Below are 24197 nucleotides of genomic sequence, written 5' to 3'. Positions count from 1 at the left end.
GACGGTGTCGTACTTTGGTGACGCCCCCTCCCCTGCCCTATCGGATCGCCGCCATCTTGGCGTATGGGACGGCGGGGTCGGAGGGGTACAGGATCAGGCCGGCATCATCGATGCTGACCCGCGCCTCTGGGTATGCGGCCAGGGCAAGGTTCAGGGGTTCTTTGAACTTGGCCCGGAACTGCCGAATCTGCGCAAAGCCGCTGCCGAATTGTGCGTACAGCGCGGCCCAGCTGACAGGTGTAGGTTTCGACAAGACGTGCAGGCGGTAGGCCAGCCAGATATATATGTCGATAGCCATGGACCGGCTGCCAATTTCGCGGATGGCCGCTTCGCGCACCGGCATCGGGTGCTGCATCAGGCTGTCATAAAAGCCTTCGTCAAGGCGCACCGATTCCCGCCAGAGGGTCAATTGCCCCTCCTCCGCATTGCTGGATGGAAGGATGGCGTTTCGAACGAATGATCCATTGCTGACCATCGTCGCGTTCGGCCCTTCACGGAAGAAGGTCAGGCGGCACAGGGATAGGCGCTTGGATTGTTCTCTGGCGAGCTGATATTGCCGCCCGCCGCTATCTACGCCAAGGTTGGATAGCCACTGGTTCATGCTGCGCCCCAGCGGGATGTCGCGCGACTTGGTCTTTACCGCTTCGGTTTGAAGATACAGCAGGATCATGCGGGCGATGGAGCCGAAAGGGATGCCCACGGGGTTCTGATCCGCGTCGCGCCCGCTTTCGACCACCAGCTTGACATCACCGGTCTGCCGGACCCAGGTCATGTCCTGGATCTGCTTATGCGGCAAGGCGGTCATGGCAAAGCCCGCATGCATGACCCCGATCCGCTGCTCCTCATCCGACATGATGGCATAGGCGGTGTCTGCTGCTTGGCGGTCAGCCTTGTCCTGCGTTACCTTTCGGACGAAGTCGATGCCCTGCTCTTTGATCAGCTGGTGGATCTGGGCCATGGTGGTTTCCTTCTGCTGCGGCGCAGTCTTGGTCCCCTGCCGTGCCCGGTCAACCTCGTACTTTGGTGACGCAAGCTATTCGAGGGGTATTAGGGTTTAACTATTAGTATCGTCACCAAAGTACGGTGGATAAGCCCGAGTCCCGTCACCAGGGTACGGGGCGCGCGTCACCAGAGTACGGGGATAAAGAGTGGATAAAGCCCCCGTCACCAAAGTACGAACCCCCTCCCCTGCCCTGTTGGCGCGCGAATCGCGGTGGTGCGGGCGGCGCCCCTCCCTGCCCCTGGATGCTGTTTTCGCAACGGACCCGTCACCAGAGTACGAACTCGCAAAGCCAGCGCGTCACCAAAGTACGATGGCGCGCAAATGCTCAAACGCGTATTTACGCAAGTATGCGTTTACGTAAATACGTAAACGCAGAAAAGCGAATTTACGATTTTCTGCGTTTGTCGGGGACAAGAAAGGACGGGTCGATATCGTACCCGGCCTGATGCAGTGCCTCTAACACCAGGGCCGTGATGGACTTGCGCTCAAGATGCGCTCTCTCGCGCAGTTGATCATCCAGTTCGCCGGGGATGATCAGGCCGAGCCGCGCCGTCCGGGTGGGTGCGGGTGGTGCCTTGACTGGTTCGGGTGCCGGCGCCGCTGCCTGGGGCTGCACCTGCTGCGAAGCCCCCCAGGCAGCGCCCGCGCGCTGGGAATTGGCCTCAATCTCTGCGTCGGACAGGACGGCGCGGCTGGGAAGTGCGGCAAGCGCTGGCCGGCGCGGGGTCAGGTCGAGCGGCGGCAGCGGCGTCTTAGGGGCCATTATGCGTTCTCCTTCGGGGCCAGACGGACAAGCAGCTCCTCGGCGATGGCGGCCACGTTGGCGGCGGCGGCGCCCTTGGGGTCTGTCTGTCCGGGGGCTTTGCCTGTCACATGCATCTCACGAAATGCGGCGCGCTCCATGAGGGTGGTGCGGAACAGGGGCAGGTCCATGGCCTCCACATGCTGGCGGACATGGCGGGCTGAAACGCTTTCAAATCCGGCGGGCACGCGCGTCCATAGCAGCGCACGTTCAATCGGCATCCGGGTCAGTTCCTGCGCCTCCTCGACCTGATGGATCGTTTTCACTGCGTCCTTGACGTCGGGCAGGCTGGCCTGCGTCGGGACAAGCACCATGTGCGCGCGCTGCATGGCCTTGAGCGACAAGACGCTGGTGCCGCCCGGCAGGTCGATGATTACGATGTCCGACATGTCGGCTTCTGCCGTGCGGATGGCGGGCAAGACATTGTCCTGCGTGATGTCGCCTACGACCTTGAAATTCTCGATGTCGCTGATCTGGCCAAAGGCGGCGGCATGCTGGTTCACATCGGCATCCAGGACGGTCACGCGATATCCCGCCTGGGCCAGATATGTAGCCAGCAGGATGACCGTTGTTGTCTTGCCGCAACCGCCCTTGGCGGACGCGACGGCGATGGTGGCGGCCATGGGTTACCCTTTCGCAGAAACACGTATAAACGTAAACACGCAATCACACATATGCGCGAACGCGAAAAAGCGCAAACACAAAAACACGTAAACACCCAAACGCGTAAATACCAAAACACGTATTAGCGTATTTACGTAAATACGTGTTTCTGCGATTAGGCCCGGCCCGCCACGGGCGCCACCTCCCCCAACCGTTGGGCAACGATCTCGCGCGCTGTGAACATGGTCGCTGGTTTGATCGGGATAGGTTTCCAGGGCCATCCGCCATGGTCAGCCCAGAAGCGCAGATCCCAGCCGTAATAGACGGCCAGAATGCTTTCCATCCGTCGCGTTGCCTCCTCCTCCGTCACGGCGCGGCGCATGAGGGCGACGGCATAGGCGCTGGCCGTGGTGGCCCTGGTGAAGGGTTCGGCCAGTGCCCGCACCTTGGCAACGGGAAAGCCGGTCACATGGCGCAGCGCCTTTTGGCAGTCCTTGATCGTGCCGGGGTCCCGCGCGGCATCATCAATATCGCGCGCCATGGCCATGACCCAGTCCGGGCGCAGCAGATCGGCGCGTGGCCCGTCTTCATCTGACCAGGGGCCGGGGCCGGCACTGTCGATCAGCGTATGCAACATCATGGTCCACGGCCCTGGGAAGGGTAGCTTCTCTGCCTGGATCGATGCCGCCTTGATCAGGGCGCTGTGACCCGCCAGCAACGCCACCGTGTGCGGCCCGCGCGCGTGGGTGTCAGTGGTCCCTGGCTTAATCTCGGAAATCTCCCTGGCGTCCTGATCGATGACGGTCGGCAGATCGCGTAGCCAAGCGGGGAGGGGGTGCGAACGTGGTTCGCGTTTCATGGTGTGTCTCCCTGATCAAACAGGGTGGCGGGGGGTGCTTGTGCGGGCCTGCGTGCCTTGCCCGGCCAGGCGCGCATCCATTGCAGGGGTTCGGCCAGGGCGCCCCCTTCGGTCCATGCGAAGTAACCCAACTGGCCAGCGGCGGGGATCGGGGTAACCAAGGCGCTGGCGTCGCGTAACACCAGACCGCGCGGTCCCCTGAACCAGGGGCTGGGATGGTTGGGCACGATGGCCGCGACGGTGACCGCACCGACAATGGCGCCGCGCACCAGCAGATCCGGGTGGGGGCAGGTGACGCCGATCCGGGCCATATCCTCTGCCGCACTTTCATAATCGGCCTGGGTCATGCCCCTTGATGCATGGACCGCAATGCGGCGGGGGGCCATGTTGCCTTTCGTCACCGCGAAGCGGTTGCGGTTCTCAATGTCCTTGTACCCTTGGACGACGGCCCATGCCCAGGGCTGCTGTATGGACAGGGCGATGTCGGGGAGGTTCGTCATTGGGGGTTGCTCCCCTCTGCGTTCCCCATCTCCACCCGCACCTTCAGGCGGAAGATGTGGGCGATGGCCCGGGCGGCAAGGCCGCGGTAGGAGGGAGCGTTCAACTGCCAGTCCAGGGCCAAATCCCGCTCCATGGTGACGCCGTCGCCCATGTCCCATTTGACGGTTTCGTCTGGATCGGCGCCCGGCGGTATGTCGTTCATCCACATGGCCTTCGCCAGGCCGTCCAAGTAGTCCTTCATCTGGTCGTTATCGGGCAGCAAGATGGAGCGTGCCAGGGCCTGATAGGCGCGTTGAGTGGCGTCGCTGTCGTTTGCGATATGCCTGGCCAGGATCCAATGCTGTGGCTGGCCGCGATCATCGTCAACACCATAGATGATGGCGGCCACCGCCCGCCCGTCCAGCCAGGTCTGAAACTGGGCCTGGGGCAGGGGGCCGGGGTCAGCCTCCAGCGAGAGGTCGAAGCCCAAGCCCAAGCCAGCGGCGCGGTAGTCCTGCCAAGCAGCCTCCCGGCCTAGCCGGAGGTGGGCTAGCCCGGCCCATATGCTCACGCCGCCGAAGCCCAGCATCAAGGTGGGCGGGGTGGGGTATGCGAGATGGGCGGGACCGTCGGGTTCGCCCGGCCAACGGCAGCCTGCGCCACCGCAGGTCGGGCACAGATCGTTGCCTATGATCTGTGCCCCCTGGCACCCTATGCAGCGGATTGCGCCGCGCGCGATGCTGCTTTCAATGCGCTGGCGGGCCAATTCCAGGGCGGCTTCCTTGCTGCCGCCATTCCAGCTTTTGGGGTGTCGCTTGCTCATGGCTCAGCCCTCCGTCTTCAGCGCCTGGACGAACGCCTTGCGGGTCGCATCGCGGTCGGTGCGGGAAAGCGGGGCGATGAACCATGCGATGGGACCGTCTTCGCTGTCGAACTTGGCCGCCAATTTGTGGTCGGGTGACGGCGGGCACGGGTGCCACCGGTCGAGTACGTTGGTTCCATTCCAGTGTTCTTCGTCCAGTTCCTCCGGCCCTGTGTCGGACAAGGCCACCGCCTGGGCGCTGTAGCCAAAGGCGGCGGCGACCATGCACATGTCTGCTGCCGTGTTGTCTTCGTCCAGAAACCAGAAGATCGCGGCCACCTGTTCGTCGTTGGCTGTCCTGATCAGGGTGGTTGGTTCAAGTTGCGTGATGGCAGTGTGCGGGGAGGCTGCGCCTTGGAGTTTGCTGTCGATCATGGATCAGCCCTCCATCATGCCACGGTCGCGGCGTCGGCACGGGCAAGCCAGCCTTCGCGGCTGTCGCCTAGGCGCTTATCCAACTGTTCTTCCGTTTCCGGCCAGAGGTGCATGTCGTGGACGAGGCGGACATAGGCAAGGTGGAACCAAGTGCGAATTTCCCAGTCCGGATGCTTGTAGCCCAAGATTTCAAAGGCATGCATTAGGTGCAGATGGAAGTGGTGCGGGGTGCTATCGACCCTGCGCAGGTAGTCCGCCAGTATGTCATTCAGCTTGGGTTCCCAAGATGCATTGGGGTCAAGCGGTGTGTAACTTGGTCCCATGAAAGAACCGCCGCGTTCATCCCAGGGGTTTGTGAGGATACAACCGTCAAGGCTGCTGACCAGGATGCAGCGGCGATACCAGCGCAGCAGGTATTTGATGGGTGCGTACTTGTCCACGCCATCGGGGCCGCGCACGGCGGTCAACAGCACAGTCTGCTGCATGAAGGGCAGTGCATGGGTCCATGCCTGCGTGACCGGCCCCTTCCACTCGCTTGTACCCTGTTCCGGGAAGGAGGCGACGGGACGGCTCTCCACCGGGAACAGAACATCCATATCGTGCCCGGCCTGTCGTATCAGGTCAGGTGCCGATGACACGGCGCCGGCCAAGTCTTCATCGGTGTCACCGAACATGCATTGCAGGGTGATAGTGTTGCTTGCCGTCTGAATGGCCAAGTTGCGGCAGAGATTTTCGACCAAGGCGGGGTCAATGGGGTAGGACATGGCAATTTCTCCGCCCCGTGCGCCGGGGCATGCGGCGGCCTTCAGGCGGCGGCGAAAAGGGGGTTGGGGTCGAAGTTCAGGAACAGGACTTCGCCCTTGGTCTGGGCGCGTCCGCCGGTCACATCGATGTCCAGGCGGCGCCAATCGGCCGGGGCCTGGTCATAGAGTGTGCCGGGGTTCATGGAGAGGATGACGCGGGCCGGGGTGGCGCGCAGGGCGGCGGCCAGATCGGCATGGTCAGTGTCCGTCATCTTGATGGCATAGCGGCGTCCGACCGGCCCCTGATAGGGCGGGTCGACATAGATCAGGCAATGGGGCGTCGCATAATCGGCCAGGACCTTTCGCCAATCTTCATGACGGATGCAGACACCGCGCAGCCGGTCGGCCACGGGTGCCAACCGGTCGGGCAGTTTCGCCCAACTGCGTTCCGGGGCCGTGGTTTGCCCCTTGCTCCATCGGAAGCCCGTCTTGTGCGCGTCGCCGCCGCGACCGAACCAACTGGCCACCAGGAACCGCCACGCCTTTTCAACGGGATCGTGGCTGTCGGGCGTGGTGTAGACCTGGTGCAGCACCTCCTCTGAAAAGGGGGTCAGTTCGATGCGGGCATAGAGATCGGGTGCCTGCAACGGATCGCGTAGGACGCCGAACAGGTTGACGATGTCGCTGTTCAGATCGTTGATGGTTTCGCGCTGGTGCCGGGGCTTTGACAGGGTCACGATGGCGGACCCGCAGAACAGGTCCACCCAATCTGTGATGCCGGGCGGGATCAGTTCGTGGATCGTGCCGGCCACCCGTTCCTTGCTGCCGTAATAATTGATGGGGCGGCGGATACGGTCGGTCATGATGCGGCCCGCACGCAGATGATGGGGTGTAGCCATTCAGTTAAAATCCAGCGCTGATCGCTGGTGCGACGCCATCTGCCTACAACCCATCTATCGCGACCTGAAAGGCCGCCGGAAAGCCGACGCCACATGGTGCCCGGCTCCGGCGGTGGGTTGCAGTTCTGACAGACTGGGATAGAGAGAAACTCCTCCGGCCCCATGCGTAGAACGGGTAGTTCAAATTTAGACGCCTTATCCATTTTGCACCTCCGTTGCGGGTAGGGTCAGGGCCGTGGTTATCGGGCGGACCCAGATGGGGGTTTTGGCGATGGGGGTGGTGCGTTCCAGACGGGACAGCAACAGGGTGCGGCCCACCTCCACGGCGATGGCTTCGGCGCTGTCGGGTGGGATGGCGTTGCCGATCCTCTCGCGCTTGGCGCTGTCGCTTTTCCCGTCCAAATCCCAGGGTTCGGGCGGGGCGGGCAGGGGCGTGCCATCGCGCGTGGCCTGCCGGCAAGCGCGGCGCCAGCGGTCAAGGCTGCCGGCATAGGCCTCCACGTCCAGCAGGCTTTGCAATGCGGCAAGGTCCAGCGTCGTGAAGGGGCGATGCCAGGTGCCGTCCGCCGCGATGATCAGGAAGACGCCCCTGTCCTTGGGGCCGGGCAGGGTGGTGGGGCCTGGGCTTACCGGTTCGGCGAACATGGTTCGCGGGTCGGCAACGGACCAGGGGCCATTGTTGTTCTTGGGGTGCGCAGGGATGGTCAGGCACGGGTCGGTCCAGCCCTGCACCCCGTAATGGCCCCCGGTCTGATAGCTGTCGCGCCGTTCCTGTCCGCGCAGGAAGGCGGGCATGGGGTCGGCAACGGACATCGCCCCGCTGCCCACCCGGTCGCTGCCCGTCACCGTGCCGGCGGGGGCGTGCCAGTCGCGCACGGCCATCTTGTTGATATGCGCGTTGCTGCCCCATGGGTAGCGGAGATCCGCGACGGCGGATGCGCCCTGTCCTGTGGTGGAGCCGCTGATCACGGTGCGGGTGGGTGCGTCCATCGGCGTCACTGCCCATTTGCCATGAGTGCCGGCGGGTGGGCGTGGGTCGGCGACGCAGCCGCCGCCGGAGCTGGGGCCGTGGCCGGCGGTGACGGTCGGGGCCGGGTGATCGAAGGGGATTACCCGGAACACATTGTTGTGGCGGGTGCCGGTCTGTCGCGGGTCGGCGACAGAGAACCGGCCCTGGCCCGGTGCCTTCTGTCCCGTCACGGTGCAGGCCGGGCTGTCCCATGCCCCAACGCCCAGCTGGTTATAGGTGTGGGTGTAACCCGTGCGGGGGTCGGCCACGGCGTTCGTGCCATTCAGCGGCCATGACCGGGACGTGACGGTGCAGCCCGTGTCACCCCAACCATTGACGCCAAGCACCCCGCCATGCAGTTGCCCGGTTTGCGGGTTGTCCAGCGCCGATGGTGCCGCCGTGCCGACCGGTGCCAAGGCCCAATCCTGTAGCTTGCCGTCAACCACGCGCAGGTCGTTCAGCGCCCGCCAATCCTTGCCGGCCGGCACGAAGGCCAGACGGACCCAGGTTTCCCACGCCAGTTGCGGCACGCGGTGCAGGGGGCCGGCGATGGGGTCGCCGGGCAGGGGCAGCAGGCCGATGACTTCGCCCACGCCACGCAGGCGCTGCTGCGGCGGTTCATACAAAAAGGCGGGGACCTTGGCCACGTTGCGGGCAACGATCAGGGCGCGCTTGCGCCCCTGGGCCAGCCCGCCCAGGCGGCCACAGCAATGGGTGGTTTCGCGGGCGGCGAATCCCCAGTCCGCGAAGATGGCCAGGATCTGGTCCACCAGATGGCGGCCCCGCGTGTAGATGCGGGGCACGTTTTCAAACAGCACGATGGAGGGGGCGTCATCGCCCCATGCCTCCCGCATCAGCATGATGCAGCGCACCGTCAGGCGGTTGAGGGCCTGATACTTCATCGTGGCCGCGACCTTGGAGGACAGCAGGCCCGACAGGCCCTTGCAGGGGCCGGAAATGGTTACGCAGTCCGGTACCTCATAGCCGGCGGCGGCGCGGATATCATCCGCCGTTACCTCCCGCCATCCGGGCGGGGGCGGGTGGCCGTGGAATTGTTCGTATTGGTCCCGGTCAAACAGGTCCAGCAGCGTGCCCTTGGCCCCCGTCAGCCGTTCAAAGTCGCGCAGACCCGCCGGGTCGCTGTCGATGCCGCCGATGCAGTGCCAGCGGGCGCTGATCGCACCAAGGCGGATCGCGGCCTTTTGAAAGCCCCGCGTCTGTCCGCCAAGGCCGCAGCAGAAGGAAAAGACCGTCAAGCGCTGCGTGCCCAGATGGGGGGTGGAGAGGATGGTGTCAGGCATGGGTGGCCCCGGAATTCTGGAAATGGGCGGGCAGGGGGATGCCGCGCAGGGTGGCGTAGTCGCGCCAGACGGGGTGCAGGTCGCCGCTGTCCAGGAAGATCGTGTCGGCCATCAGGGCGGCCCAGGTTTCGGCGATGGCGGCGGGGTCGCCCTGCTTGATCAGGTCCAGCAGGGCGCGGCCCATGGCGTCGCGGTCGCTGAACACACAGGTATTGTCCGATGGGGGTATTTCCTCGTCATCGATCTCTGCATGCGTGACGGCGGGGAACAGGGGGCCGGGGTCGCCATCGTCATCGTGGAACAGGCTGACGGGCAGGACGCAATCACCGCTATGGACCCGTTCAAACAGGCTGTCGGTATGGGGGCGGCCCCGGTCCAGGATCATCAGGATCATCATGTCGGTGGGGTTGGCGGCCAGTGTCGCCAGCAGCCGGCCCCGGAAGAAATCCATGGCGGTACGGTGGATATGCGTATCGGCGCGGGTGAGGCCCGCCAGGGGGTTGGGTGCTGACGGTGGGGGTGCCGCTGTGGCGGGCTGGGCGGTGGGTGCGGGGGCCGGTGCCGGCGGCCTGGTCAGTTCCTCGATATCGACCTGTGACCAGGTGGGGGCGGTGGGTGCCGCCTGGGTCTGTTTCGGGATCAGGCCGGTATGTTCGGTCACCGACGCGTCGGTGGGGGACAGGACGATGACGCAGCCAGCGCCGGGGACCATGCAATCTACCCGGTCATATTTCCAGGCGGCCAGGGTCGGTTCCACGCGCGCCCATGACCAGCCATCGGCCCGCAGGGCGTGGCAGCGGCGTTCGGCCCATGCCTCTTGCAGGCCCCGGAATAGTTCGGGGTTCGGGAAGTAGCGGGCGCCGTTGCCCTCGAACTCCACAATCTGGGCGCCTTCGTGCCCGTCTGCCGCGTCGATGTATTCCTGGATGTCAAACTTCGCGCGGGAGATGGGGATCATGCCGCGCGTGATCGTTTCCTGAATGCCCGCGGTGGTTTTCAGGTGGCGGTCACCGGCCAGGATGCCGGCCAGGATCGTCAGTTGCATGTCCGCCGTGGGCGCGCGGCACAGGGCGCGGGCGGCGGAGACATTGATCTGCCCGGCGTCCAGCGCCGTCAGCACGGGGCCGGGCAGGCGCAGCAGGGCCAAGCGCTGCTGGATCAGGCGCGGGGTGAAGCCGCAGTCGGCGGCGATGCGGTCGGTGGTGTAGGTGTCGGGGTCGAGGGCCTGTAGTTCGGCAAATCCCCGCGCCTCCTCCAGCGGGGTCAGGTCGCGGCGGGCAAGGTTTTCGATCAACATGATGGCGCGGTGCTGCGCCTCCGTCATCTGCCGGACCATGACCGGGATGGTGGGGGCCGTGGCGTCCCAATCGCCGCGTTCGATCAACAGGGCGATGGACCGCCAGCGCCGTTCCCCGCACACCAGTTCTGCCCGCCCATCGGGCAGGGGCTTTGCCACCAGATTTTGCAGCAGGCCCATGGCCTGGATCGATCCGGCGGTTTCCTCCAACGCGGCTGCATCGAAATGCTTGCGGGCGTTCAGGGGGCTGGGCACCAGTTGATCATGCCGTAGGTAGTGCAGGCCGGGTGTCAGGGGCGGGGCGGGGGCGGGGCTACGGATCGTGACCGGGGGCGGGGGCAATTCCTCCACCAGTGCGCGGTCGAACGTGACCGGGACGGACAGGAAGGCGTCTTCGGGCAGGTTCAGGGCGTCGGCAGCCAATTGCCAGAAGCCGTCTGCATGTGGCGATGGAAACCGGTACGGCTTTTCCTCCGCTGTCTGGATGTTGAAATGGCTCTGGCCCGTCGCTTCGGCCAGCTGCTCTACCGTCATGCCCCGCGCCTCCCGCATGCGGCGCAGATAGGCGCCACGCGTTTCGCCGGGGTCTGGTGCCAGGGCCATTGCCATCGCTTCGGCCAAGACGCCCGCAAGTTGGGAGACGAGGACAGGATCGTCGGTTATCAGGCGGGGGCCGTCCGGCGGTGCGGCGGGCTTGGTTGCTTTACGGGGCATTACGCGGCCTCCTTCTTTATGGTGAGATAGGCGGCCACGTCTGAACGTAACTTGTTCAGCATCGCGGCGCGGGGAATGGCCCAGCACGCAGCGCCGGCGGTGGGATCGGCGCGGATGGCGGCCTGTCTGTCCCAGTAGGGCGCGATGAAGACGATATCCATGTGCCCAGACCGGGCGGCCAGATCAGCGGCCTTGGCAAGCAGGGCCTTGCCCTTGACCGGCTTATTCATATGGGCCAGTGCGGCAAAGATCGCGACACGCAGCAGGGTCAGTTCGGTCCAGCGGTGGCGCCCGCGTGGCAAGGTCTGCCCGAACTCCCCCTTCGCATAGGGTTGCAGTGTGGGATGATCGGCCAGCCATTTCGCCAGGGTGGATTGCTGCGTATCCAGGATGGCGCAGACATCCCTTTGCGACAGGGTGGCGTAATCCTGCGGAAGCGGTACGGGCGGGCCTTGATCGGACATGCGTGTCTCCATGCGCCCCTGCGCGATGGAGGGGCGTTCGCTTACGTTTTGGGGGAGGTGTTACCGGTCCAGGCAGGCGCCCTTGCGGGCTTCGCGTTTGGCATCCGCCACTGTGCGGACAGCATCCGGCGCAAGTCCGTCATATGCAGATCCGTGGTCGTTATAGACCCGGATGTACCAGCGGCCTTTCATTGGGCCCTTGCGTTCGCGTTCAAGTTCAAGCGTGTGGCCCTTATGGGTGCCAACGAAGAAATGACGTTCCTGCTTAATGGTTCGCATCATGCCCCTCCCATCCGGACGTTCTGGCACGGGCAGTAATCGTCGCTACCGTGGCAGGAACATCTGGTCGCTTGGGCCTGGGCCTCCTCGATGGTCAGGGGTAGCAGGCCGTGAAACGCAGCGGTGCGAGCATCGTCCAGCGCGGTCCAGGGGATCAGATCGTTCCCAAACAGGAGTCCGCGTTTGGTGGCAAGAAGGGTGACGTCAAGTTCGCCGCACTCTGGCGGTGTGCGGATCGTCCAGAAGGTTTCACCGGCACCGTTGTGATCGATACGCACGGGACCCTCCTTCACGCTACCAGCGCATCAGCCGCCGGGTGCGGGGGCAGGGTGCCGTCGTTGGCGATCAGGGCGCGGACCAGTTGGGCCGGGACCAGAATGGTTTCATGGATGGTGGCGTTGCCCACCCGCACCCGGCCATGGCCGCAGCCCAGAAGGTAGGACAGGCGGGTCAGGGCGGCCTGGGGTTCCATGCCGGCGGGCAGCAGGCCGGCGCTGGCCAGCAGGGCAGGGCAGAGCGACAGGGCCAAGGGATCGTCCCCGCGTTGGGAGCTGATGCCGGCCATGGCCAATTCAATGGACAGGGGACGCGCCAGCATGGCTGCGCGGTAGAGCATGGCGGCGGCGGTCAGGTTGCCTGGATTGCGGTGCCCGGCGGGGATCAGCGATGCCGGCAGCGGATGGTAGAGGATGGCGGCCAGCAGGGGCAGGGGGTCCAGGGCCGGGGCAATCACCGTCAACGGACGGCGGCGCGTGTCGGCGGCGGGCAGGGCGACCGTGGCATGGGCGCGCCCATCCTCCCCCGTCCGGGCCGACAGGATCGTGATGCCCAGGGCATGGGCGCCGCGCGACAGGATGCCCAGCAACCAGCGCGCATGGTCGCGCTGCGGCCCCCTGGGTGGGGTGATGGTCAGGGTCAGGCCATGGGCCGTGGGGGTGGGGCTATGCATTTTGACCTCCGTATGGCGAACCATGTTCGTCGCCCGCGAATAGGTACACACGTTGTGTCCCCACTCGCAAGCGAAAAAGGGTACACAAAATGTGCTCCTATGTTCGGTGAGGCCGAAAAGGTCGGTGCGGCCAGGTGTATGCCCAGCAGGCCGCTGTACTGCCGGACATGAATCCCAGCTATTCAGCGGGGCTTGGCGCGATATGCGTTAAAGTACAACGCCGACCGCGTACACCCTCACCGCGCACAATGGCGCGCGATATCCAGCGCGAAGGGCGGGGCCGGGATTGGTTACGGAAAAGCTGAGGGCGTTGCGCCACCGGGCGGGGCTTTCAAAGCGCCAGCTGGCGATTGCGGCGGGATGGCGGGGCGCATCATCCTATCAGCGCTATGAGAATGCGGACCTGTATCGACGGCCATATCTGCCGGTTGATATCTGTCAGCGCATTGCCGATGCACTGACAGGCAAGGGCGCCCCGCCGATAACCAGGGTGGAAGTCATGGCCCTGGCAGGGTCACCGCCCGAAGATGTGCGGGCGCAACTGGGCGATACCGTTGCGGATCTGGCGACGGCGGTGCGTCTTGGTCGCTTCGAAGAGGCGCAGGGCCACGCCCATATCGTCCTGGGTCGATTGATGGTGCTGAATTTGCGCGGCGAAGATTAACGGCGCGTGAACCGCACCCGTAGAAGCATACATCCGTATGCAATCGCTGCGCGTAGGTCTATTGTAGCATGCATTTTCGCGGTTGCGCAGAACCCATCCTTTTGGATAGGCTGCGCAAGCCGCCCAGTGGGGTGGCCGGCGCTTGCCAACGCCGACCTTTGTGCGGGCGAGCACCCGCACCGACCGTGGACCGTCCGCACACTGTCGTTCCCCCACCGGGACGGCATGCCATAGTATGCATGTTTCATCCGCAGCGTCATCTGCGTCAGACATGAGCTTTAGGATGGGGTCCGCGCGAAGGGGGATTGCTATTGTATTCCTATAGTCTAGGATAGCAGTCACATAACGAATGCGCAGGCTATAATCTGGCGGTTGTAATGGCACATGTAAATGAAGAGGCGGAGCTGATTAGGATGTGGCGCAGGCTGTCACCGGCTGCGCAGAAAGCGTTGTTGGCTGAGGCTATGCGGATGCCAGCCGGCGCGCCGTTGCCAGAAAAAGCTGGCGATCATCCTCTGCCATCATGCGAAAGCGCGCCAACAGGATCGCTTCCTTGATCTGCGGGTCCGGGTCAGGCATTGCAATGTCTTCGGGTGCGCAGGACAAGGCCTGCGAAAGGGCCAACAACGCTTCGGCGGTCAGGGCGCGCCGACCCGATTCCATCTGTTTCACGTAGCTTTCGGAAAGACCGGTCCGTTCAATGAGTTCGGATTGGGACATGCCTGCCTTGACGCGCGCCTGTCCCAAACGGTTGGCGTGCGGCCCGGTTGGCACCTGGGAGACGAGCCGGTGCCCGGATTTGCGCGGCGGTTTAACCATAGTCCGACTATAGCGGCGGGTTCACAGGCTGTGTATTGCACTGCCTGTGAACGGTTGTTGGGGTTTGGTGGTTAGATTTCTGTTGTAAATAGGGACACAAACTGTGTACCCATTTCATATGGACGCCTTTCGAAAATACCTCAAAGACAACGACCTGACCCTTGAGGACGCAGCAACCGCCCTCGGATGGTCGCTGTCCTCTTTGAAAAAGTGGGGCAAAGCAAGGCTTTACCCGCCAAAGGTCCTGCCGACCATCGAGGAATGGACGGGTGGCAAGGTCCAGGGCCGGATGCTGCGCCCCGACCTTTACGTTTCTGCGCGCAGGAGTGCCGCATGACCGTCTCCATCTCTCCTCAATCTTCCTCCGCCCCCGCCTGTCATCGTGCGGGGGACACCTGGCGGGGCGGGCCGCTGTGCGACAGAGAGGCCCGCCCCGTCCTTCTTGATCCGTCATATCCAGACCTGTTGCCGCAGGTGGTCCGCGAGGGAGCGAAGCCGGTGTGGCTGTCCACGCCCAACTTCGGCTCCGACCATTGGGCGCGCCTGGATGCCGGCGCCTTCCACCGCGCGGTCGATTGTGTCGGCCATGCGCAGGCGCAGGGCGCGGCGCGGGGCCAGAACATTTTCTTCATATCCCCCTTCTGTCCAGGCCATGTCGTCCCCCCATCGGATGCCGGTGCCGCCGGGCGGCCTATCCACCCTTCCAGCATGGAAGGAAAAGATCATGGATGACACACCAAAGAAGTGCATTGCCGGTGGTGGTGGCACCAGAGTGCCGCCCGCCGCCATCACGGCGGAGATGGTGCAGGAATGGTTCACCGATGCCCTGCGCCGGCAGGTGGGGCGCGGCAAGGATTTCGGGCGGGAGGATGTGTGCGAGGGCGCGGGGATCAACCCCAACACCCTGGGTTCCTGGATGTCGGAGAAGAATGTCGCGCATCTGTGGCAGTTCATGCGGCTGGCCGCGCTGCTGGGTCCGGAGCTGGTCAACCAGTTGCTGCGGCCCATCGGCATGGGGGGCATGGATTGGCTGGTGCCCGATGAAACCGGGCTTTTCCATGTCAATGCCGCCGCCGCCGAATTCGGTCATGAGATGGCGCAGGCCCTGGCCGATGATGGCCGCATCGATGCCGCCGAACAGGCACGCATCGATGTCAGCCTGGGCCGGTTCGTGGAGGTGGCGCAGCGGTACCAGTCGGGCAGGGGCCGCCGCTTCACGGTGCCGCCCCGCCTGCGTCTGGCCGGGGGTGGATCATGAGCCCGCCGCCGCTGGCACGGGAGGCGGTGCAGGACAGTGAGAAGCCTCGCCCGCGCATCGCCTGGGGACTGATCGTCCTGCAGGGCGTGCTGATGATCTACTTGATCGGCGCGGTGGCGGTGGCGGTCCTGTTGCGGTTCAGGGAGGCGATGCCATGGCAGCCGTGAGCGAGCGCGATCTGAACCCTGAGACGGCGGCGTTGATGGCGGCCTGCCGGCTGTGCCTGTCGCCGCAGGATGCGCGGGCGCTGTCCGATCTGCGCCGGGCCGCCGGCCAGATGCAGGCGGTGGAGGGGGAGAGCGTGGCACGCGCCCGGTTCCGGGTGGCGGCACAGGTATGCGCCACGGCACCGGGGGCGCAGACGGTGGCCGATCTGCAAACGGCCATGAACGATTTCAACCGGGCGGAGATGCTGCACGCGGTACGCACGCCGGCGGGCCGCCCGTGGCGGTTCCGGGGCCGGGGCGGCAATGGCGTGGCGGCGGCGGTGCCGCGCGAAGGTTTGGAGGAATCCCATGTCGATCTGTAGCAGCCTGTTGGTGGACCGGGGTCTGAACCCGCTGCGCACCGTGGAGATCACGCATCCCCTGTCGCTGGGCGATATGATGGATGTGGTGGTGGTTCTGCGGTTTGAGATGGAGGGGCTGCGCGGGGTGCGCGTGCTGGATGAAGCTGCGGCCCCGGTCTGGACCCTGGCCGGCATCATGGCGGCGGATGGGTTGATCCGCGCCGGACTGCCCCTGGACCGGTTGGAGGCGCTGTCGCCCGTGTGGAATGGCATGGCGGTTCTGGCGGTTTTGCAGGCGCTGGCGGTTCTGTCGGGCCAGCTTCACCCGGCAGCGCGGGATGCCATCCTGCTGCAACGCTATCCGCGCGCCCGCAACGCGGCATCGCGGGAGCGGATGTATCAGCGGGAGATCGTCGCGGGGTTGACCCAGCGCCTTAGTGTGCTGCGCGCGGAGCTGGCGGCGGGTGGCCGCGATGGTGGTGCGGTATGAGCCGGGCGTTTGACCGGGGTCCGGCGCGTGCGGCGGTGGGGCCGTTTCCATTCCTGAACCACCGAAACATGGCGCAGATCATGGCGGATGAGGTGGAGGAGGAGCGACGCGCGGAGCTGGCCCGGCAACGGCGGGCCGCCGCCAAGATGGAGCGCGCGGCGGATGCGGCGGCACGCTTGCGCCGACAGGCTGCGTTCCTGGCAAGGGCTTCTTCGCGCCCGGTCGAGGGCCGATGATGACGCAACGGTCATTTCGATATCGCCCGCCACAACAGCGCCTGCATCTGAACGCCTATTTCACGCGCGAACGCTGGCTGATCGATGTGGGGCTGGACCATGGGCCGGCACCCGAGGGGGCGGATTGGGAACCGGCCTGTGGGGCGGGCCATATCTGCCGCGCCCTGGCAGAGCGCGGGCGAACCGTGTTCGCGTCCGACATTTTCGATTGGGGCTGGCCCTGTCTGGTGCAGGATTTCTTTGCCTTTCGCCGCGCGCCCGATGGGGTGACGCGGATCATCACCAATCCGCCCTTCCAGAAGGGTCTTACGGAGCCGTTCGTGCGCCATGCCATCAACCTGATGGCACCCGTGGGCGGCACGGTCATGATGCTGCTGTCGCATGATTGGTGTACCGCCGGATCGGGGCGGGCAGACCTGTTCGGCGTGGCCGGCCCGTATGACCGGGTGATCGTGCCCACGGCGCGGCCCCTGTGGTTTGATCCGGCGGAACAGGGCGCGGGGCCAAAGCGCGCGAACCGGCCTATGATCAACTACGACTGGTATGTCTGGTCACCCGATGGGTATGGCCGGCGCGGGTCGCATGTGGTTGTGGAGATCCCGGCGGCGGTGGCGGCGGGGAGGGATGCTGCATGACCGACATCGACACGCTGCGCGGCCTGGCCTTGGCGATGCTGATCGCCGAACGCCGCCCCCTGGCCCTGCTGGATGACGAAGTGCGCCAAGCGCTGGGGATGCGGGCGCGCAAGGGGCGGCTGCGTCTGGATGATCTTTCGCTGCGCCTGGTGCAGTTGATCGACAGCGCCGATGTGTGGCGCATGCGCGCGGAGCGGGCGCGGCGGGTGGTGGTGGTTCGGGCCTATGTGCCGGCAGTGCCGCCCCCGAAGGTCAGGGTGCTGCGATGCGTGGCGTGATGTCAGGCGGTGGCACCGCGAACCAGATCGTCCATGTCCAGGTTCAGGGCCTTGGCGATCTGCGACAGGACCGCCACGGAACCGGGCTTTTTGCCGCTTTCGATCTCGGACAGGTAGGCCCTGGATATGCCGACCTGTGCCGCCAGATCGCCCGCCGTCAGCCCGCGATATTTGCGCCAGGTGCGAACCGGGTTCGCGCCGTCGCACAGGGCCATGGCCATGTCGAACGGGATTTCCTCCGTCCGACCGGCGGCAAGGTCGGCTTCGACCTGGCGCAAGCGCGCCCGGTCGTGGGCCTCCTCCAACTCCTCCAACAGCGCCTCATAATCGGCCTTGGACAGGGTGACGGTGTCGTCGGTGGTGGCGATGGGCCGGATGGCGTTCATTTGTACACTTCCCCTCTGATTTCGACGATGCGGACGCGCACCGTGTCGTTGATGCGGACCACGACATACACGGCGCGCCAGTCGCCCTGGCGGATGCGGAACGTGTCCTTTTCGCCCTTCATCGCCTTCACGTCGAAGGGATGGGAAGCGAAAGGTGCCGCAGCCACGGCGTGGAGCTTGGTGAACAGCGCCGTTCGGGCCGCTGGCGGCATTTTGTCGAGGCCCTTCTGGGCGGCTTTTTCGATCACGAGCTTCATGAGTGTAATTTCGCAAATAGCGAACAAGATTGCAAGGGGTTATTTCGCAAATAGCGAAAATTATAGCGCTGTGAGGGTGTCATGAACCTTCCCCCGGTATTCATGGCCGAGCTGCGAGCGCGCACGTCGCTGGTGGAGATCGTGAAAGAGCGCGTGAAGGTGCGGCGGTCCGGGCGGGAGTGGATCGGGTGCTGTCCGTTCCATCATGAGAAGTCAGGCAGCTTCACCGTCAATGAAGACAAGGCCTTCGTGCATTGCTTCGGGTGCGGCGCCCATGGCGACGCCATCGGCTTCATCATGCGCTATGAGAGCCTGATATTCATGGATGCCGTTCGCTATCTGGCGGCGCGGGCCGGGCTGTCGGTGCCCGGTGATGATGGGCCGCCGCCGGAGATCGTGCTGCGCCCCGTGGTGAAGCGGCAAGCGCCGGAAGATCAGGATCAGTTGCTGGCGTTTCGCATCCAGGGGGCGCGGGATAAATGGGCGGCGGGGCGGCATTGGCGCGGGACGGTTGTGGAGGATTATCTGCGCGGGCGGGGATGCTGCCCCGCCGATGATCTGCCCAGCCTGCGCTTTGCGCCGGCCCTTGCCTATAAGCAGCATCGCGACGATGGCAGCCTGTGCAAGGGCACTTTCGCAGCCCAGATTGCTGCATTTCAGAGCGTAGACCGAGAAATCAGAGCGGTGCATGTCACCTATCTGGGGCCGGATGGGCGCAAGGCCGATGTGCCCAAGGCGAAGAAGATGTTCGGCCCGGCCTGGGGCTGTGCCATCCGTTTTGCGCCACCTGCCCGGACCCTGGCCGTGGCGGAAGGGATCGAGACAGGGTTGTCGGTGCGGCTGGCCTGTCCGGATCTGGCGATCTGGGTTGCGGGCAGTCTGGGTAATGTTGCCGGCAATGGCCATGAGGATGGGCCGGTGCGCCCGCATCCGGTGTCGGGCAAGCCCCTGCCCACCGTCTATCCAGACATGGACAAGCCCGGCATGCGCCTGCCCGCCGGGGTGGAGGAGGTGATCATCCTGGCCGATGCCGATGGCGACCGGCCCACGGGCGAGGCCCTGGTGGAGCGTGCGGCGCGGCGGTTCACGGCCCAAGGTGTGCGCGTGCGGGTGGCGTGGCCGCCGGCGGGTCAGGATTTCAACGATATGATCATGGGGGCCGCATGAGCCGTGCCCTGACCATACCGCCCATCCATCGCTGCGCCCTGTGCGGGGCCGTGGCCCATTGGGGTTATGGCCGCAACCGGCATGCGCCCCTGTTCTGGACCTGCGCCGCCCATCGCGGGGAGGGTGAAAATCGGCTGTCGCTGCCCGTTCCGACCGCGCCCACCGTGCCCATAGGCAGGACGACGCAAGGATCGCTGTTATGAGCGGGTTGGACGCCATTCGCGCCATCGTGGCGGCGGCCAAACTCATGGATGGGTTCGCGCCGATGCCGGAACCTGCCCCGGTTGCGGCGCGTTTGCGGCCCGAACCGCCGGCATCGGGGCTGCCCGTGTCGCCCGTGCGGAAGGCCGGCGCGCGCCGGCGGGTGAAGGTGGCCGATGCCATCGCCGCCAATGACAAGGACAAGGATAAGAAAGAGGCCGCGCGCATCTGGGAAGATTGCGTGCCCTTGCTGAAGGGTGTGCGCGCCGGCATCGCCTATATCGCGCGGTTCGTGGGCCCCGAGGAACTTCGCTATGCCTTGCCCAAGCTGAAGCGGCTGCGGGTCGGGGTCATGCCCTGGCTGCACCGGGACCGCAGCGGGCGACAGCATGATATGGGCCGTCATCCGTGTCTGGTGGCGGCCTTTGGTAAGGGCAAGCCCAAGGCCATCATGGGTGTGTGGCTGGAACCGGATGGGTCCGATCTGGCGCGGATTGCCGATCCCGATGATCCGGGGCGGGCGCTGTCGGCCCATTGGTATCTGGGTGAGGCCGATGGCCAGGCCATTCAGTTCGGTGAGGCTGGCGAAGGGATGACGGTGGCCGTCACCCTGGAATGCGCGCTGACCGTCCTGCTGGACGCACCCGGTGCGGTGTGGGCGGTGCCCGATCTGGCCGCCGCGCGCAAGGTGGATGTGCCGGCGGGTTTGAGCAGCCTGTACCTGGCCCTGTGGCGGCTGAAGGTCAGCCCGGCCAAGCGGGAGAACGAGATTATGCGGGCGGGGTGGCACCTGTCGGCGGGACATGCGCGGGGGTTGCGGCGGGCCGATATCGCCCTGCCCTGGGCCTGGTCGCCCGTACCGGGCAAGCCGCGCGCCCTGATCGAGAAACTGGAAATGGAGGCGGCGATTTCGGCCTGGGAAAGTGAGGGTGGGCGATGAACGGATTTGATGCGTTTGAGGCAGCCACCCCGTTTAAGGCGCCCGAGGGATGGGTGCCGCCAGAGGACAAGCCACGCCCGCAAGCGGCGCCTGAGATGGATGGCGGGGAGGATGACGGCGAGGGTGGGCCGGGTGGCGTGGTGGAGCTGCGCGACAGTGACCCGCTGGATCTGCGTCTGTCGCGGTTGCCGCGCAATGATTGGGGCAATGCCCAGCGGTTGTTGGCGCGGTTCGGGCAGGGGTTGATGTTCGTGGTCAATGCCGGCTGGTATGCCTGGGACGGCACGCGGTGGCGTGGCGAGCATGGCATGTACGATGCCAAGCAGCGCGCCCATGACGCGGCCCTTGCCATTGCGCGGGAGGCCGAGGCCCTGCGCGCCTATTTCCGGTTTCTGGAAGGGGCGCAGTATCAGGAGGAGGCGCAGCGTCTGGGCCTTGTGCCGGCTGGGTGGCGGGCGCAGAGCAACAACCCGCAGGGTGATATCCTGGCCATTGTCGCCAAGGAGGTTTCCGGCCTGTTGAAATGGTCGGTCAATAGCGGCAATGCCGCGCGCACCACCAGCATGCTGGCCCAGGCGGAGCCCGCGTTGAAGCGGGATATCCAGGAGTTGGATGCCAAGCCGTATCTGTTGAATTTCCCCAACGGGACATTGGAGCTGTGCCCGCGTGCCGGGGAGGCACCGTCGCGCGTGCAGTTCCGCGCGCATGACCCGCAGGACCTTCTGACCCGGTGCATGGGGGCGCCGTGGGATGAAAATCTGCTGATCGATATCGGCGATGGCGGGGCGGGGAGCGAGTGGGAACGCGCGCTTTCCGAGATCCTGCCTGATGATGATCAGCGCCGCTATGCCCGGCGGTGGTTCGGGTACTGTACCGGCGGCCCGCCGCATGAACAGGCCATGTTGATCATGGCGGGCGGGGGCAGCAACGGTAAGTCCGTGGTGATCGAGTGCGTGGAGGCCGCGACCGGCGATTATGCCATGCGGTTGCCCGTGGAAAGCCTGAAATCCGATGATAGTCGGCGGGGCAGTGATGCCCGGCCCGATCTGGCCGAGCTACCAGGACGGCGCATGGTGGTGGCCAGCGAGCCGGAAGGCGGCATGAAGCTGGATACCGGGCAGTTGAAGCAGTTGACGGAGCGCACGGTGCTGCGTGTTCGGCAGTTGCACCAGCATTTTATCAGCTTTGTGCCGCAGCACCGTCTGACCCTGCAATGCAATGAGAAGCCCATCGTGAAGGGCGCGGATGGGGGGACGTGGCGACGGTTGAAGGTGTTGGAATTCAAGCAGAAATGGGTGCATGCCCATGAGCTTGACCTGCCCGAAAACAAGCATGCCCGGTTGCGCGATGACACGATGGTGCCGCGTATCATCAAGGACGAATTGTCGGTGGTCGCGGCGTGGCTGGTGGCCGGATGGCTGGACTATGCCATGGAGGGGCTGAACGAGCCGGACAGCGTGCGGGCCGAGACGGCGGAGTACCGGTCGGCCAGCGATCCGGTGGGGAATTTCATCAAAGCCTGCATCATGCCATTCCCTGGGCGCAACATCACCGGGGCGGAGATGTACAGCACGTACAAGGCCTGGTGCACCTATAACGGGCATGAACCCTGGTCGGGGACTGCACTGGGGCGGCGGCTGGCAACGTCGTTAAAGAAGAAGACGTCGGGCAACGTTCTTTACCTGGACGTGGCCTGGACGCCCGGCGGCTTTGCCTGGAGTGAGGGACAATGATGCCCCGATCCTTCCCCACGCCCCTTCCTTGGTTGTGGCTCTGTCCTGAACCCTCCAACCCTCCGGATAGTTGGCAGGGCAAACGGGTGAGGCAGCCCGCGCCTTCTGGATAGTTCGGATAGTTCGGAGGGTTTCGCGCAGGTGCGCGCATGAAAAGGGGGTGTGGGGGATGGGATATTCATATGTGTTACGAGGATATCTATCCGAACCCTCTAAACCCTCCGAACCCATTGAATTGATTGTGTGATTTTCACGGACAGTTTCCGGAGGGTTTTAAAACCCTCCAAGGGGGTGATCATGGATCGTTTTCTCAAAGGGAAACCATTGGCCTGTGCCCCCGCACGGGGGATCAGCCGGTCGGGTGGTGCGCCGAACATGGTTCGCCGGGCGGTTCTGTCGGCAGATGAACAGGCCGGCATCGGTTATGCCCGGCTGATCCTGTCGCTGTCGCCCGGTGATGTGACGGCACGGGCGCGGCTGATGGCGATCAAGAGCGCCTTGCTGCGGCGGGTGGGGGTGGCGGATGCGGGTTACGCGCATGTGGCAGAGATTGACCAGCTGCTGGCCGATGATCAGCTGGCGCAGCTGTCGCGGCTGGGGGATGTCCCGCAGCTGGGGCCGGGGTCCAGGCAGGACCCCGTGACGGGATGGTTCCGCACGGGGCGGATTGGCGAGGCAGAGTGGCGGGCCGCGCGCGAGGTGCAGCAGGTGGCCGAGTGGCTTTCGGTGGGTAGCGTGAGCGGCGTGAAGGCCATGGACCCGATGGCCGTGCGCGTCGATGGGGGTGGGGCCATGCGGATGGAGCTGTCCACCTATCGCGCGGGGCACCATGCGGCGGGGCGGGTGGGTGACCTGATGGCGGCGATGCGTGCCGATTCCCGGCGGTTTGATGGCAGGGCAGGGCGGGCGTGGTCGGTGGCGGATGTTTTCCGCGCGGTGGTGGTGGATCGGCGGGCCGTGTCGTTTGTGGTGCAGAATATCGTTGTGGATCATAGGACTGTGGTCGGTTTGGTGGTGGGCTGGTTGAGCGCCTATGCCAGCGAAGCGGCGGATATCTGGGCCGTGATGGATGCCACCCAAGCGCGTGACTGTTGACATACGCCCAAACTCGACGCAGGTTTAGGGCACCGTCAGAGAGTTGCGCCCCGGAGCCGAAAGGCTTTCCGGGGCGTTTCATTTGGGGCTTGGGTCAGGGGGTGGCGATGGCGCGCAGTGGGTGCGAGGTCAAGCCCGCGCTGTCCAAGCTGTCGGGGCTGGCCAAACAGGCGGGTTTTGCCGCGCGGCTGGCGGCCAACGAGACGGCCAAGGTCGTTCTGCCGCAGATGCGGGATCTGCTGTCGAAGCGGCTGGATCAGCCGGTGCCGTTCACGCTGAACGCTCCCTACATCAAGTTCGCAGCGCGGGGGGAGACGGAAGCCTTCATCCGGTTCCGCGACTTTGCCGGCAAGGGAACGCCAGCGTTCAAGTATCTCTCCCCCTTGCGCGATGGCGGCATGCGGCGGCTGAAGCGGTTTGAACGGGCGCTGATCGCCAACGGGGTGATGCCGGCGGGGATGATGACCGTGGGTGGCAAGCACTTCGTCAATGCCGCGGGTAACCTCCGGCCCGCGCTGATCGTGCAGATCCTGTCTGCGACCGGGGCGTTTGCCGAGACGGGTTATGTGGCGAACCGCACGGCCAAGGCCAGAAAGACCAAGGCTGAGTTCTTCGTGAAGAAGAACCGGTGGGCAGGGAAGCCTGCTGGGGTCTGGATGCGGCCCAAGGCGAAGGGCGGGGCTGCCAAGCCGGTGGTCATCTTCACAAAGCCCCCGACCTATCGCCGGATGCTGGACTGGGACGGGGTGGCGAAGGCGCTGACCGACAAGGAATACCCGAGGCAGTTCAGGGCGGCGCTGGCCAAGGCGCTGCGGACGGCGCGGGGATGAGGGTCATCTCAACATGTGAGAGGGGAGGGGGTGGGCGGCGGGGCCCCTGACCCCCTCCCCC

At 65.2% G+C, this 24197-nt stretch carries 34 protein-coding genes; 16 read left to right on the top strand and 18 right to left on the bottom strand.

The features are described from left to right. Window positions 1-37 precede the first annotated feature (37 nt). From ACODSP_RS24315 to ACODSP_RS24245, 15 genes are all read right to left on the bottom strand, one after another. A complete protein-coding gene (locus ACODSP_RS24315; protein ID WP_488968118.1) occupies window positions 38-958 on the bottom strand; it encodes a replication protein RepA in 921 nt (306 codons plus the stop codon). Window positions 959-1388: 430 nt separating this feature from the next. Next, window positions 1389-1766 (bottom strand): hypothetical protein, encoded by a 378-nt coding sequence (locus ACODSP_RS24310; protein ID WP_488968117.1) that lies wholly within the window; start codon window positions 1764-1766, stop codon window positions 1389-1391. Next, on the bottom strand, window positions 1766-2428 hold the full coding sequence (locus ACODSP_RS24305; protein WP_488968116.1) for an AAA family ATPase: 663 nt from the start codon (window positions 2426-2428) through the stop codon (window positions 1766-1768). The genes ACODSP_RS24310 and ACODSP_RS24305 overlap by 1 nt, the downstream gene beginning before the upstream one ends. A gap of 155 nt (window positions 2429-2583) precedes the next feature. Further along, window positions 2584-3267 (bottom strand): hypothetical protein, encoded by a 684-nt coding sequence (locus tag ACODSP_RS24300; protein ID WP_488968115.1) that lies wholly within the window; start codon window positions 3265-3267, stop codon window positions 2584-2586. After that, entirely contained in the window at window positions 3264-3767 is a 504-nt protein-coding gene (locus tag ACODSP_RS24295; protein WP_488968114.1) for an ASCH domain-containing protein, read from the bottom strand. Before ACODSP_RS24295 ends, ACODSP_RS24300 begins: the two co-directional genes overlap by 4 nt. Further along, window positions 3764-4570 (bottom strand): hypothetical protein, encoded by an 807-nt coding sequence (locus ACODSP_RS24290; RefSeq protein WP_488968113.1) that lies wholly within the window; start codon window positions 4568-4570, stop codon window positions 3764-3766. Before ACODSP_RS24290 ends, ACODSP_RS24295 begins: the two co-directional genes overlap by 4 nt. A gap of 3 nt (window positions 4571-4573) precedes the next feature. After that, a complete protein-coding gene (locus ACODSP_RS24285) occupies window positions 4574-4984 on the bottom strand; it encodes a hypothetical protein (protein WP_488968112.1) in 411 nt (136 codons plus the stop codon). Window positions 4985-4998: 14 nt separating this feature from the next. Continuing rightward, entirely contained in the window at window positions 4999-5748 is a 750-nt protein-coding gene (locus tag ACODSP_RS24280) for a hypothetical protein (RefSeq protein WP_488968111.1), read from the bottom strand. Between the two features lie 41 nt (window positions 5749-5789). Further along, complete coding sequence (locus ACODSP_RS24275) at window positions 5790-6626, bottom strand: DNA adenine methylase (protein WP_488968110.1); 837 nt, start codon at window positions 6624-6626, stop codon at window positions 5790-5792. 195 nt (window positions 6627-6821) lie between these two features. Further along, a complete protein-coding gene (locus ACODSP_RS24270; RefSeq protein WP_488968109.1) occupies window positions 6822-8936 on the bottom strand; it encodes a DNA cytosine methyltransferase in 2115 nt (704 codons plus the stop codon). Then, complete coding sequence (locus ACODSP_RS24265) at window positions 8929-10947, bottom strand: ParB/RepB/Spo0J family partition protein (RefSeq protein WP_488968108.1); 2019 nt, start codon at window positions 10945-10947, stop codon at window positions 8929-8931. Before ACODSP_RS24265 ends, ACODSP_RS24270 begins: the two co-directional genes overlap by 8 nt. Next, window positions 10947-11411 carry a hypothetical protein gene (locus ACODSP_RS24260; protein ID WP_488968107.1) on the bottom strand — a complete coding sequence of 155 codons (465 nt, stop codon included), beginning with the start codon at window positions 11409-11411 and terminating at the stop codon, window positions 10947-10949. The genes ACODSP_RS24265 and ACODSP_RS24260 overlap by 1 nt, the downstream gene beginning before the upstream one ends. Window positions 11412-11471: 60 nt before the next feature. Next, window positions 11472-11693: a hypothetical protein gene (locus ACODSP_RS24255; RefSeq protein ID WP_488968106.1), complete on the bottom strand. Its 222-nt coding sequence runs from the start codon at window positions 11691-11693 to the stop codon at window positions 11472-11474. Next, window positions 11690-11968, bottom strand: a complete 279-nt coding sequence (locus tag ACODSP_RS24250) for a hypothetical protein (RefSeq protein ID WP_488968105.1) — start codon at window positions 11966-11968, stop codon at window positions 11690-11692. The genes ACODSP_RS24255 and ACODSP_RS24250 overlap by 4 nt, the downstream gene beginning before the upstream one ends. An 11-nt stretch (window positions 11969-11979) precedes the next feature. Then, window positions 11980-12639, bottom strand: coding sequence for a hypothetical protein (locus tag ACODSP_RS24245; protein ID WP_488968104.1), 660 nt, complete (start codon window positions 12637-12639; stop codon window positions 11980-11982). Window positions 12640-12925: 286 nt separating this feature from the next. Here ACODSP_RS24245 and ACODSP_RS24240 point away from each other — a divergent pair, with 286 nt between their 5' ends. Beyond that, window positions 12926-13303 (top strand): helix-turn-helix domain-containing protein, encoded by a 378-nt coding sequence (locus ACODSP_RS24240; protein ID WP_488968103.1) that lies wholly within the window; start codon window positions 12926-12928, stop codon window positions 13301-13303. Window positions 13304-13765: 462 nt separating this feature from the next. On the opposite strand, the gene ACODSP_RS24235 is transcribed toward ACODSP_RS24240, so the two are convergent. Beyond that, window positions 13766-14122 carry a helix-turn-helix domain-containing protein gene (locus tag ACODSP_RS24235; RefSeq protein WP_488968102.1) on the bottom strand — a complete coding sequence of 119 codons (357 nt, stop codon included), beginning with the start codon at window positions 14120-14122 and terminating at the stop codon, window positions 13766-13768. 118 nt (window positions 14123-14240) lie between these two features. Here ACODSP_RS24235 and ACODSP_RS24230 point away from each other — a divergent pair, with 118 nt between their 5' ends. From ACODSP_RS24230 to ACODSP_RS24190, 9 genes are read left to right on the top strand one after another with little or no spacing between them, the layout of a single operon-like run. Continuing rightward, entirely contained in the window at window positions 14241-14459 is a 219-nt protein-coding gene (locus ACODSP_RS24230; RefSeq protein ID WP_488968101.1) for a hypothetical protein, read from the top strand. Then, window positions 14456-14854 (top strand): hypothetical protein, encoded by a 399-nt coding sequence (locus ACODSP_RS24225; protein ID WP_488968100.1) that lies wholly within the window; start codon window positions 14456-14458, stop codon window positions 14852-14854. Before ACODSP_RS24230 ends, ACODSP_RS24225 begins: the two co-directional genes overlap by 4 nt. After that, window positions 14847-15380: a hypothetical protein gene (locus ACODSP_RS24220; RefSeq protein ID WP_488968099.1), complete on the top strand. Its 534-nt coding sequence runs from the start codon at window positions 14847-14849 to the stop codon at window positions 15378-15380. Before ACODSP_RS24225 ends, ACODSP_RS24220 begins: the two co-directional genes overlap by 8 nt. Further along, window positions 15377-15547, top strand: a complete 171-nt coding sequence (locus ACODSP_RS24215) for a hypothetical protein (RefSeq protein WP_488968098.1) — start codon at window positions 15377-15379, stop codon at window positions 15545-15547. The genes ACODSP_RS24220 and ACODSP_RS24215 overlap by 4 nt, the downstream gene beginning before the upstream one ends. Next, the gene (locus tag ACODSP_RS24210) at window positions 15535-15909 is read left to right on the top strand and encodes a hypothetical protein (RefSeq protein ID WP_488968097.1); all 375 of its coding nucleotides are present in this window, start codon (window positions 15535-15537) and stop codon (window positions 15907-15909) included. The genes ACODSP_RS24215 and ACODSP_RS24210 overlap by 13 nt, the downstream gene beginning before the upstream one ends. Next, window positions 15896-16378, top strand: a complete 483-nt coding sequence (locus tag ACODSP_RS24205; protein ID WP_488968096.1) for a hypothetical protein — start codon at window positions 15896-15898, stop codon at window positions 16376-16378. Before ACODSP_RS24210 ends, ACODSP_RS24205 begins: the two co-directional genes overlap by 14 nt. Continuing rightward, entirely contained in the window at window positions 16375-16614 is a 240-nt protein-coding gene (locus ACODSP_RS24200) for a hypothetical protein (RefSeq protein ID WP_488968095.1), read from the top strand. The genes ACODSP_RS24205 and ACODSP_RS24200 overlap by 4 nt, the downstream gene beginning before the upstream one ends. Beyond that, window positions 16611-17249 carry a hypothetical protein gene (locus tag ACODSP_RS24195; protein WP_488968094.1) on the top strand — a complete coding sequence of 213 codons (639 nt, stop codon included), beginning with the start codon at window positions 16611-16613 and terminating at the stop codon, window positions 17247-17249. Before ACODSP_RS24200 ends, ACODSP_RS24195 begins: the two co-directional genes overlap by 4 nt. After that, entirely contained in the window at window positions 17246-17527 is a 282-nt protein-coding gene (locus ACODSP_RS24190; RefSeq protein WP_488968093.1) for a hypothetical protein, read from the top strand. Before ACODSP_RS24195 ends, ACODSP_RS24190 begins: the two co-directional genes overlap by 4 nt. A 2-nt stretch (window positions 17528-17529) precedes the next feature. On the opposite strand, the gene ACODSP_RS24185 is transcribed toward ACODSP_RS24190, so the two are convergent. Further along, on the bottom strand, window positions 17530-17913 hold the full coding sequence (locus ACODSP_RS24185; protein WP_488968092.1) for a helix-turn-helix domain-containing protein: 384 nt from the start codon (window positions 17911-17913) through the stop codon (window positions 17530-17532). Further along, complete coding sequence (locus tag ACODSP_RS24180) at window positions 17910-18170, bottom strand: type II toxin-antitoxin system RelE family toxin (RefSeq protein WP_488968091.1); 261 nt, start codon at window positions 18168-18170, stop codon at window positions 17910-17912. The genes ACODSP_RS24185 and ACODSP_RS24180 overlap by 4 nt, the downstream gene beginning before the upstream one ends. Before the next feature lie 81 nt (window positions 18171-18251). Here ACODSP_RS24180 and ACODSP_RS24175 point away from each other — a divergent pair, with 81 nt between their 5' ends. From ACODSP_RS24175 to ACODSP_RS24150, 6 genes are all read left to right on the top strand, one after another. Then, on the top strand, window positions 18252-19337 hold the full coding sequence (locus ACODSP_RS24175) for a CHC2 zinc finger domain-containing protein (protein ID WP_488968090.1): 1086 nt from the start codon (window positions 18252-18254) through the stop codon (window positions 19335-19337). Continuing rightward, a complete protein-coding gene (locus ACODSP_RS24170) occupies window positions 19334-19540 on the top strand; it encodes a hypothetical protein (RefSeq protein ID WP_488968089.1) in 207 nt (68 codons plus the stop codon). Before ACODSP_RS24175 ends, ACODSP_RS24170 begins: the two co-directional genes overlap by 4 nt. Continuing rightward, entirely contained in the window at window positions 19537-20478 is a 942-nt protein-coding gene (locus ACODSP_RS24165) for a hypothetical protein (protein ID WP_488968088.1), read from the top strand. Before ACODSP_RS24170 ends, ACODSP_RS24165 begins: the two co-directional genes overlap by 4 nt. After that, on the top strand, window positions 20475-22211 hold the full coding sequence (locus tag ACODSP_RS24160; protein WP_488968087.1) for a DNA primase family protein: 1737 nt from the start codon (window positions 20475-20477) through the stop codon (window positions 22209-22211). Before ACODSP_RS24165 ends, ACODSP_RS24160 begins: the two co-directional genes overlap by 4 nt. Window positions 22212-22508: 297 nt before the next feature. Continuing rightward, a complete protein-coding gene (locus ACODSP_RS24155; protein WP_488968086.1) occupies window positions 22509-23306 on the top strand; it encodes a hypothetical protein in 798 nt (265 codons plus the stop codon). A gap of 107 nt (window positions 23307-23413) precedes the next feature. Next, window positions 23414-24136, top strand: a complete 723-nt coding sequence (locus ACODSP_RS24150) for a hypothetical protein (RefSeq protein WP_488968085.1) — start codon at window positions 23414-23416, stop codon at window positions 24134-24136. The last annotated feature ends 61 nt before the right edge of the window (window positions 24137-24197 follow it).

This window comes from Niveispirillum sp. FG156, from assembly GCF_057809555.1.
The sequence above is the reverse complement of the archived record's forward strand: the minus strand, read 5'-3'. Positions and strand labels throughout refer to the sequence as shown.

Coding starts and splice junctions, on each gene's coding strand:
- ACODSP_RS24245 (WP_488968104.1), bottom strand. CDS start 12,639: ATGCATAGCCCCACCCCCACGGCCCATGGCCTGACCCTGACCATCACC.
- ACODSP_RS24300 (WP_488968115.1), bottom strand. CDS start 3,267: ATGAAACGCGAACCACGTTCGCACCCCCTCCCCGCTTGGCTACGCGAT.
- ACODSP_RS24160 (WP_488968087.1), top strand. CDS start 20,475: ATGAACGGATTTGATGCGTTTGAGGCAGCCACCCCGTTTAAGGCGCCC.
- ACODSP_RS24275 (WP_488968110.1), bottom strand. CDS start 6,626: ATGGCTACACCCCATCATCTGCGTGCGGGCCGCATCATGACCGACCGT.
- ACODSP_RS24295 (WP_488968114.1), bottom strand. CDS start 3,767: ATGACGAACCTCCCCGACATCGCCCTGTCCATACAGCAGCCCTGGGCA.
- ACODSP_RS24165 (WP_488968088.1), top strand. CDS start 19,537: ATGAGCGGGTTGGACGCCATTCGCGCCATCGTGGCGGCGGCCAAACTC.
- ACODSP_RS24225 (WP_488968100.1), top strand. CDS start 14,456: ATGACCGTCTCCATCTCTCCTCAATCTTCCTCCGCCCCCGCCTGTCAT.
- ACODSP_RS24305 (WP_488968116.1), bottom strand. CDS start 2,428: ATGGCCGCCACCATCGCCGTCGCGTCCGCCAAGGGCGGTTGCGGCAAG.
- ACODSP_RS24260 (WP_488968107.1), bottom strand. CDS start 11,411: ATGTCCGATCAAGGCCCGCCCGTACCGCTTCCGCAGGATTACGCCACC.
- ACODSP_RS24210 (WP_488968097.1), top strand. CDS start 15,535: ATGGCAGCCGTGAGCGAGCGCGATCTGAACCCTGAGACGGCGGCGTTG.
- ACODSP_RS24185 (WP_488968092.1), bottom strand. CDS start 17,913: ATGAACGCCATCCGGCCCATCGCCACCACCGACGACACCGTCACCCTG.
- ACODSP_RS24235 (WP_488968102.1), bottom strand. CDS start 14,122: ATGGTTAAACCGCCGCGCAAATCCGGGCACCGGCTCGTCTCCCAGGTG.
- ACODSP_RS24170 (WP_488968089.1), top strand. CDS start 19,334: ATGAGCCGTGCCCTGACCATACCGCCCATCCATCGCTGCGCCCTGTGC.
- ACODSP_RS24190 (WP_488968093.1), top strand. CDS start 17,246: ATGACCGACATCGACACGCTGCGCGGCCTGGCCTTGGCGATGCTGATC.
- ACODSP_RS24230 (WP_488968101.1), top strand. CDS start 14,241: ATGGACGCCTTTCGAAAATACCTCAAAGACAACGACCTGACCCTTGAG.
- ACODSP_RS24205 (WP_488968096.1), top strand. CDS start 15,896: ATGTCGATCTGTAGCAGCCTGTTGGTGGACCGGGGTCTGAACCCGCTG.
- ACODSP_RS24255 (WP_488968106.1), bottom strand. CDS start 11,693: ATGATGCGAACCATTAAGCAGGAACGTCATTTCTTCGTTGGCACCCAT.
- ACODSP_RS24180 (WP_488968091.1), bottom strand. CDS start 18,170: ATGAAGCTCGTGATCGAAAAAGCCGCCCAGAAGGGCCTCGACAAAATG.
- ACODSP_RS24270 (WP_488968109.1), bottom strand. CDS start 8,936: ATGCCTGACACCATCCTCTCCACCCCCCATCTGGGCACGCAGCGCTTG.
- ACODSP_RS24310 (WP_488968117.1), bottom strand. CDS start 1,766: ATGGCCCCTAAGACGCCGCTGCCGCCGCTCGACCTGACCCCGCGCCGG.
- ACODSP_RS24175 (WP_488968090.1), top strand. CDS start 18,252: ATGAACCTTCCCCCGGTATTCATGGCCGAGCTGCGAGCGCGCACGTCG.
- ACODSP_RS24290 (WP_488968113.1), bottom strand. CDS start 4,570: ATGAGCAAGCGACACCCCAAAAGCTGGAATGGCGGCAGCAAGGAAGCC.
- ACODSP_RS24265 (WP_488968108.1), bottom strand. CDS start 10,947: ATGCCCCGTAAAGCAACCAAGCCCGCCGCACCGCCGGACGGCCCCCGC.
- ACODSP_RS24150 (WP_488968085.1), top strand. CDS start 23,414: ATGGCGCGCAGTGGGTGCGAGGTCAAGCCCGCGCTGTCCAAGCTGTCG.
- ACODSP_RS24285 (WP_488968112.1), bottom strand. CDS start 4,984: ATGATCGACAGCAAACTCCAAGGCGCAGCCTCCCCGCACACTGCCATC.
- ACODSP_RS24195 (WP_488968094.1), top strand. CDS start 16,611: ATGATGACGCAACGGTCATTTCGATATCGCCCGCCACAACAGCGCCTG.
- ACODSP_RS24155 (WP_488968086.1), top strand. CDS start 22,509: ATGGATCGTTTTCTCAAAGGGAAACCATTGGCCTGTGCCCCCGCACGG.
- ACODSP_RS24280 (WP_488968111.1), bottom strand. CDS start 5,748: ATGTCCTACCCCATTGACCCCGCCTTGGTCGAAAATCTCTGCCGCAAC.
- ACODSP_RS24215 (WP_488968098.1), top strand. CDS start 15,377: ATGAGCCCGCCGCCGCTGGCACGGGAGGCGGTGCAGGACAGTGAGAAG.
- ACODSP_RS24315 (WP_488968118.1), bottom strand. CDS start 958: ATGGCCCAGATCCACCAGCTGATCAAAGAGCAGGGCATCGACTTCGTC.
- ACODSP_RS24200 (WP_488968095.1), top strand. CDS start 16,375: ATGAGCCGGGCGTTTGACCGGGGTCCGGCGCGTGCGGCGGTGGGGCCG.
- ACODSP_RS24220 (WP_488968099.1), top strand. CDS start 14,847: ATGGATGACACACCAAAGAAGTGCATTGCCGGTGGTGGTGGCACCAGA.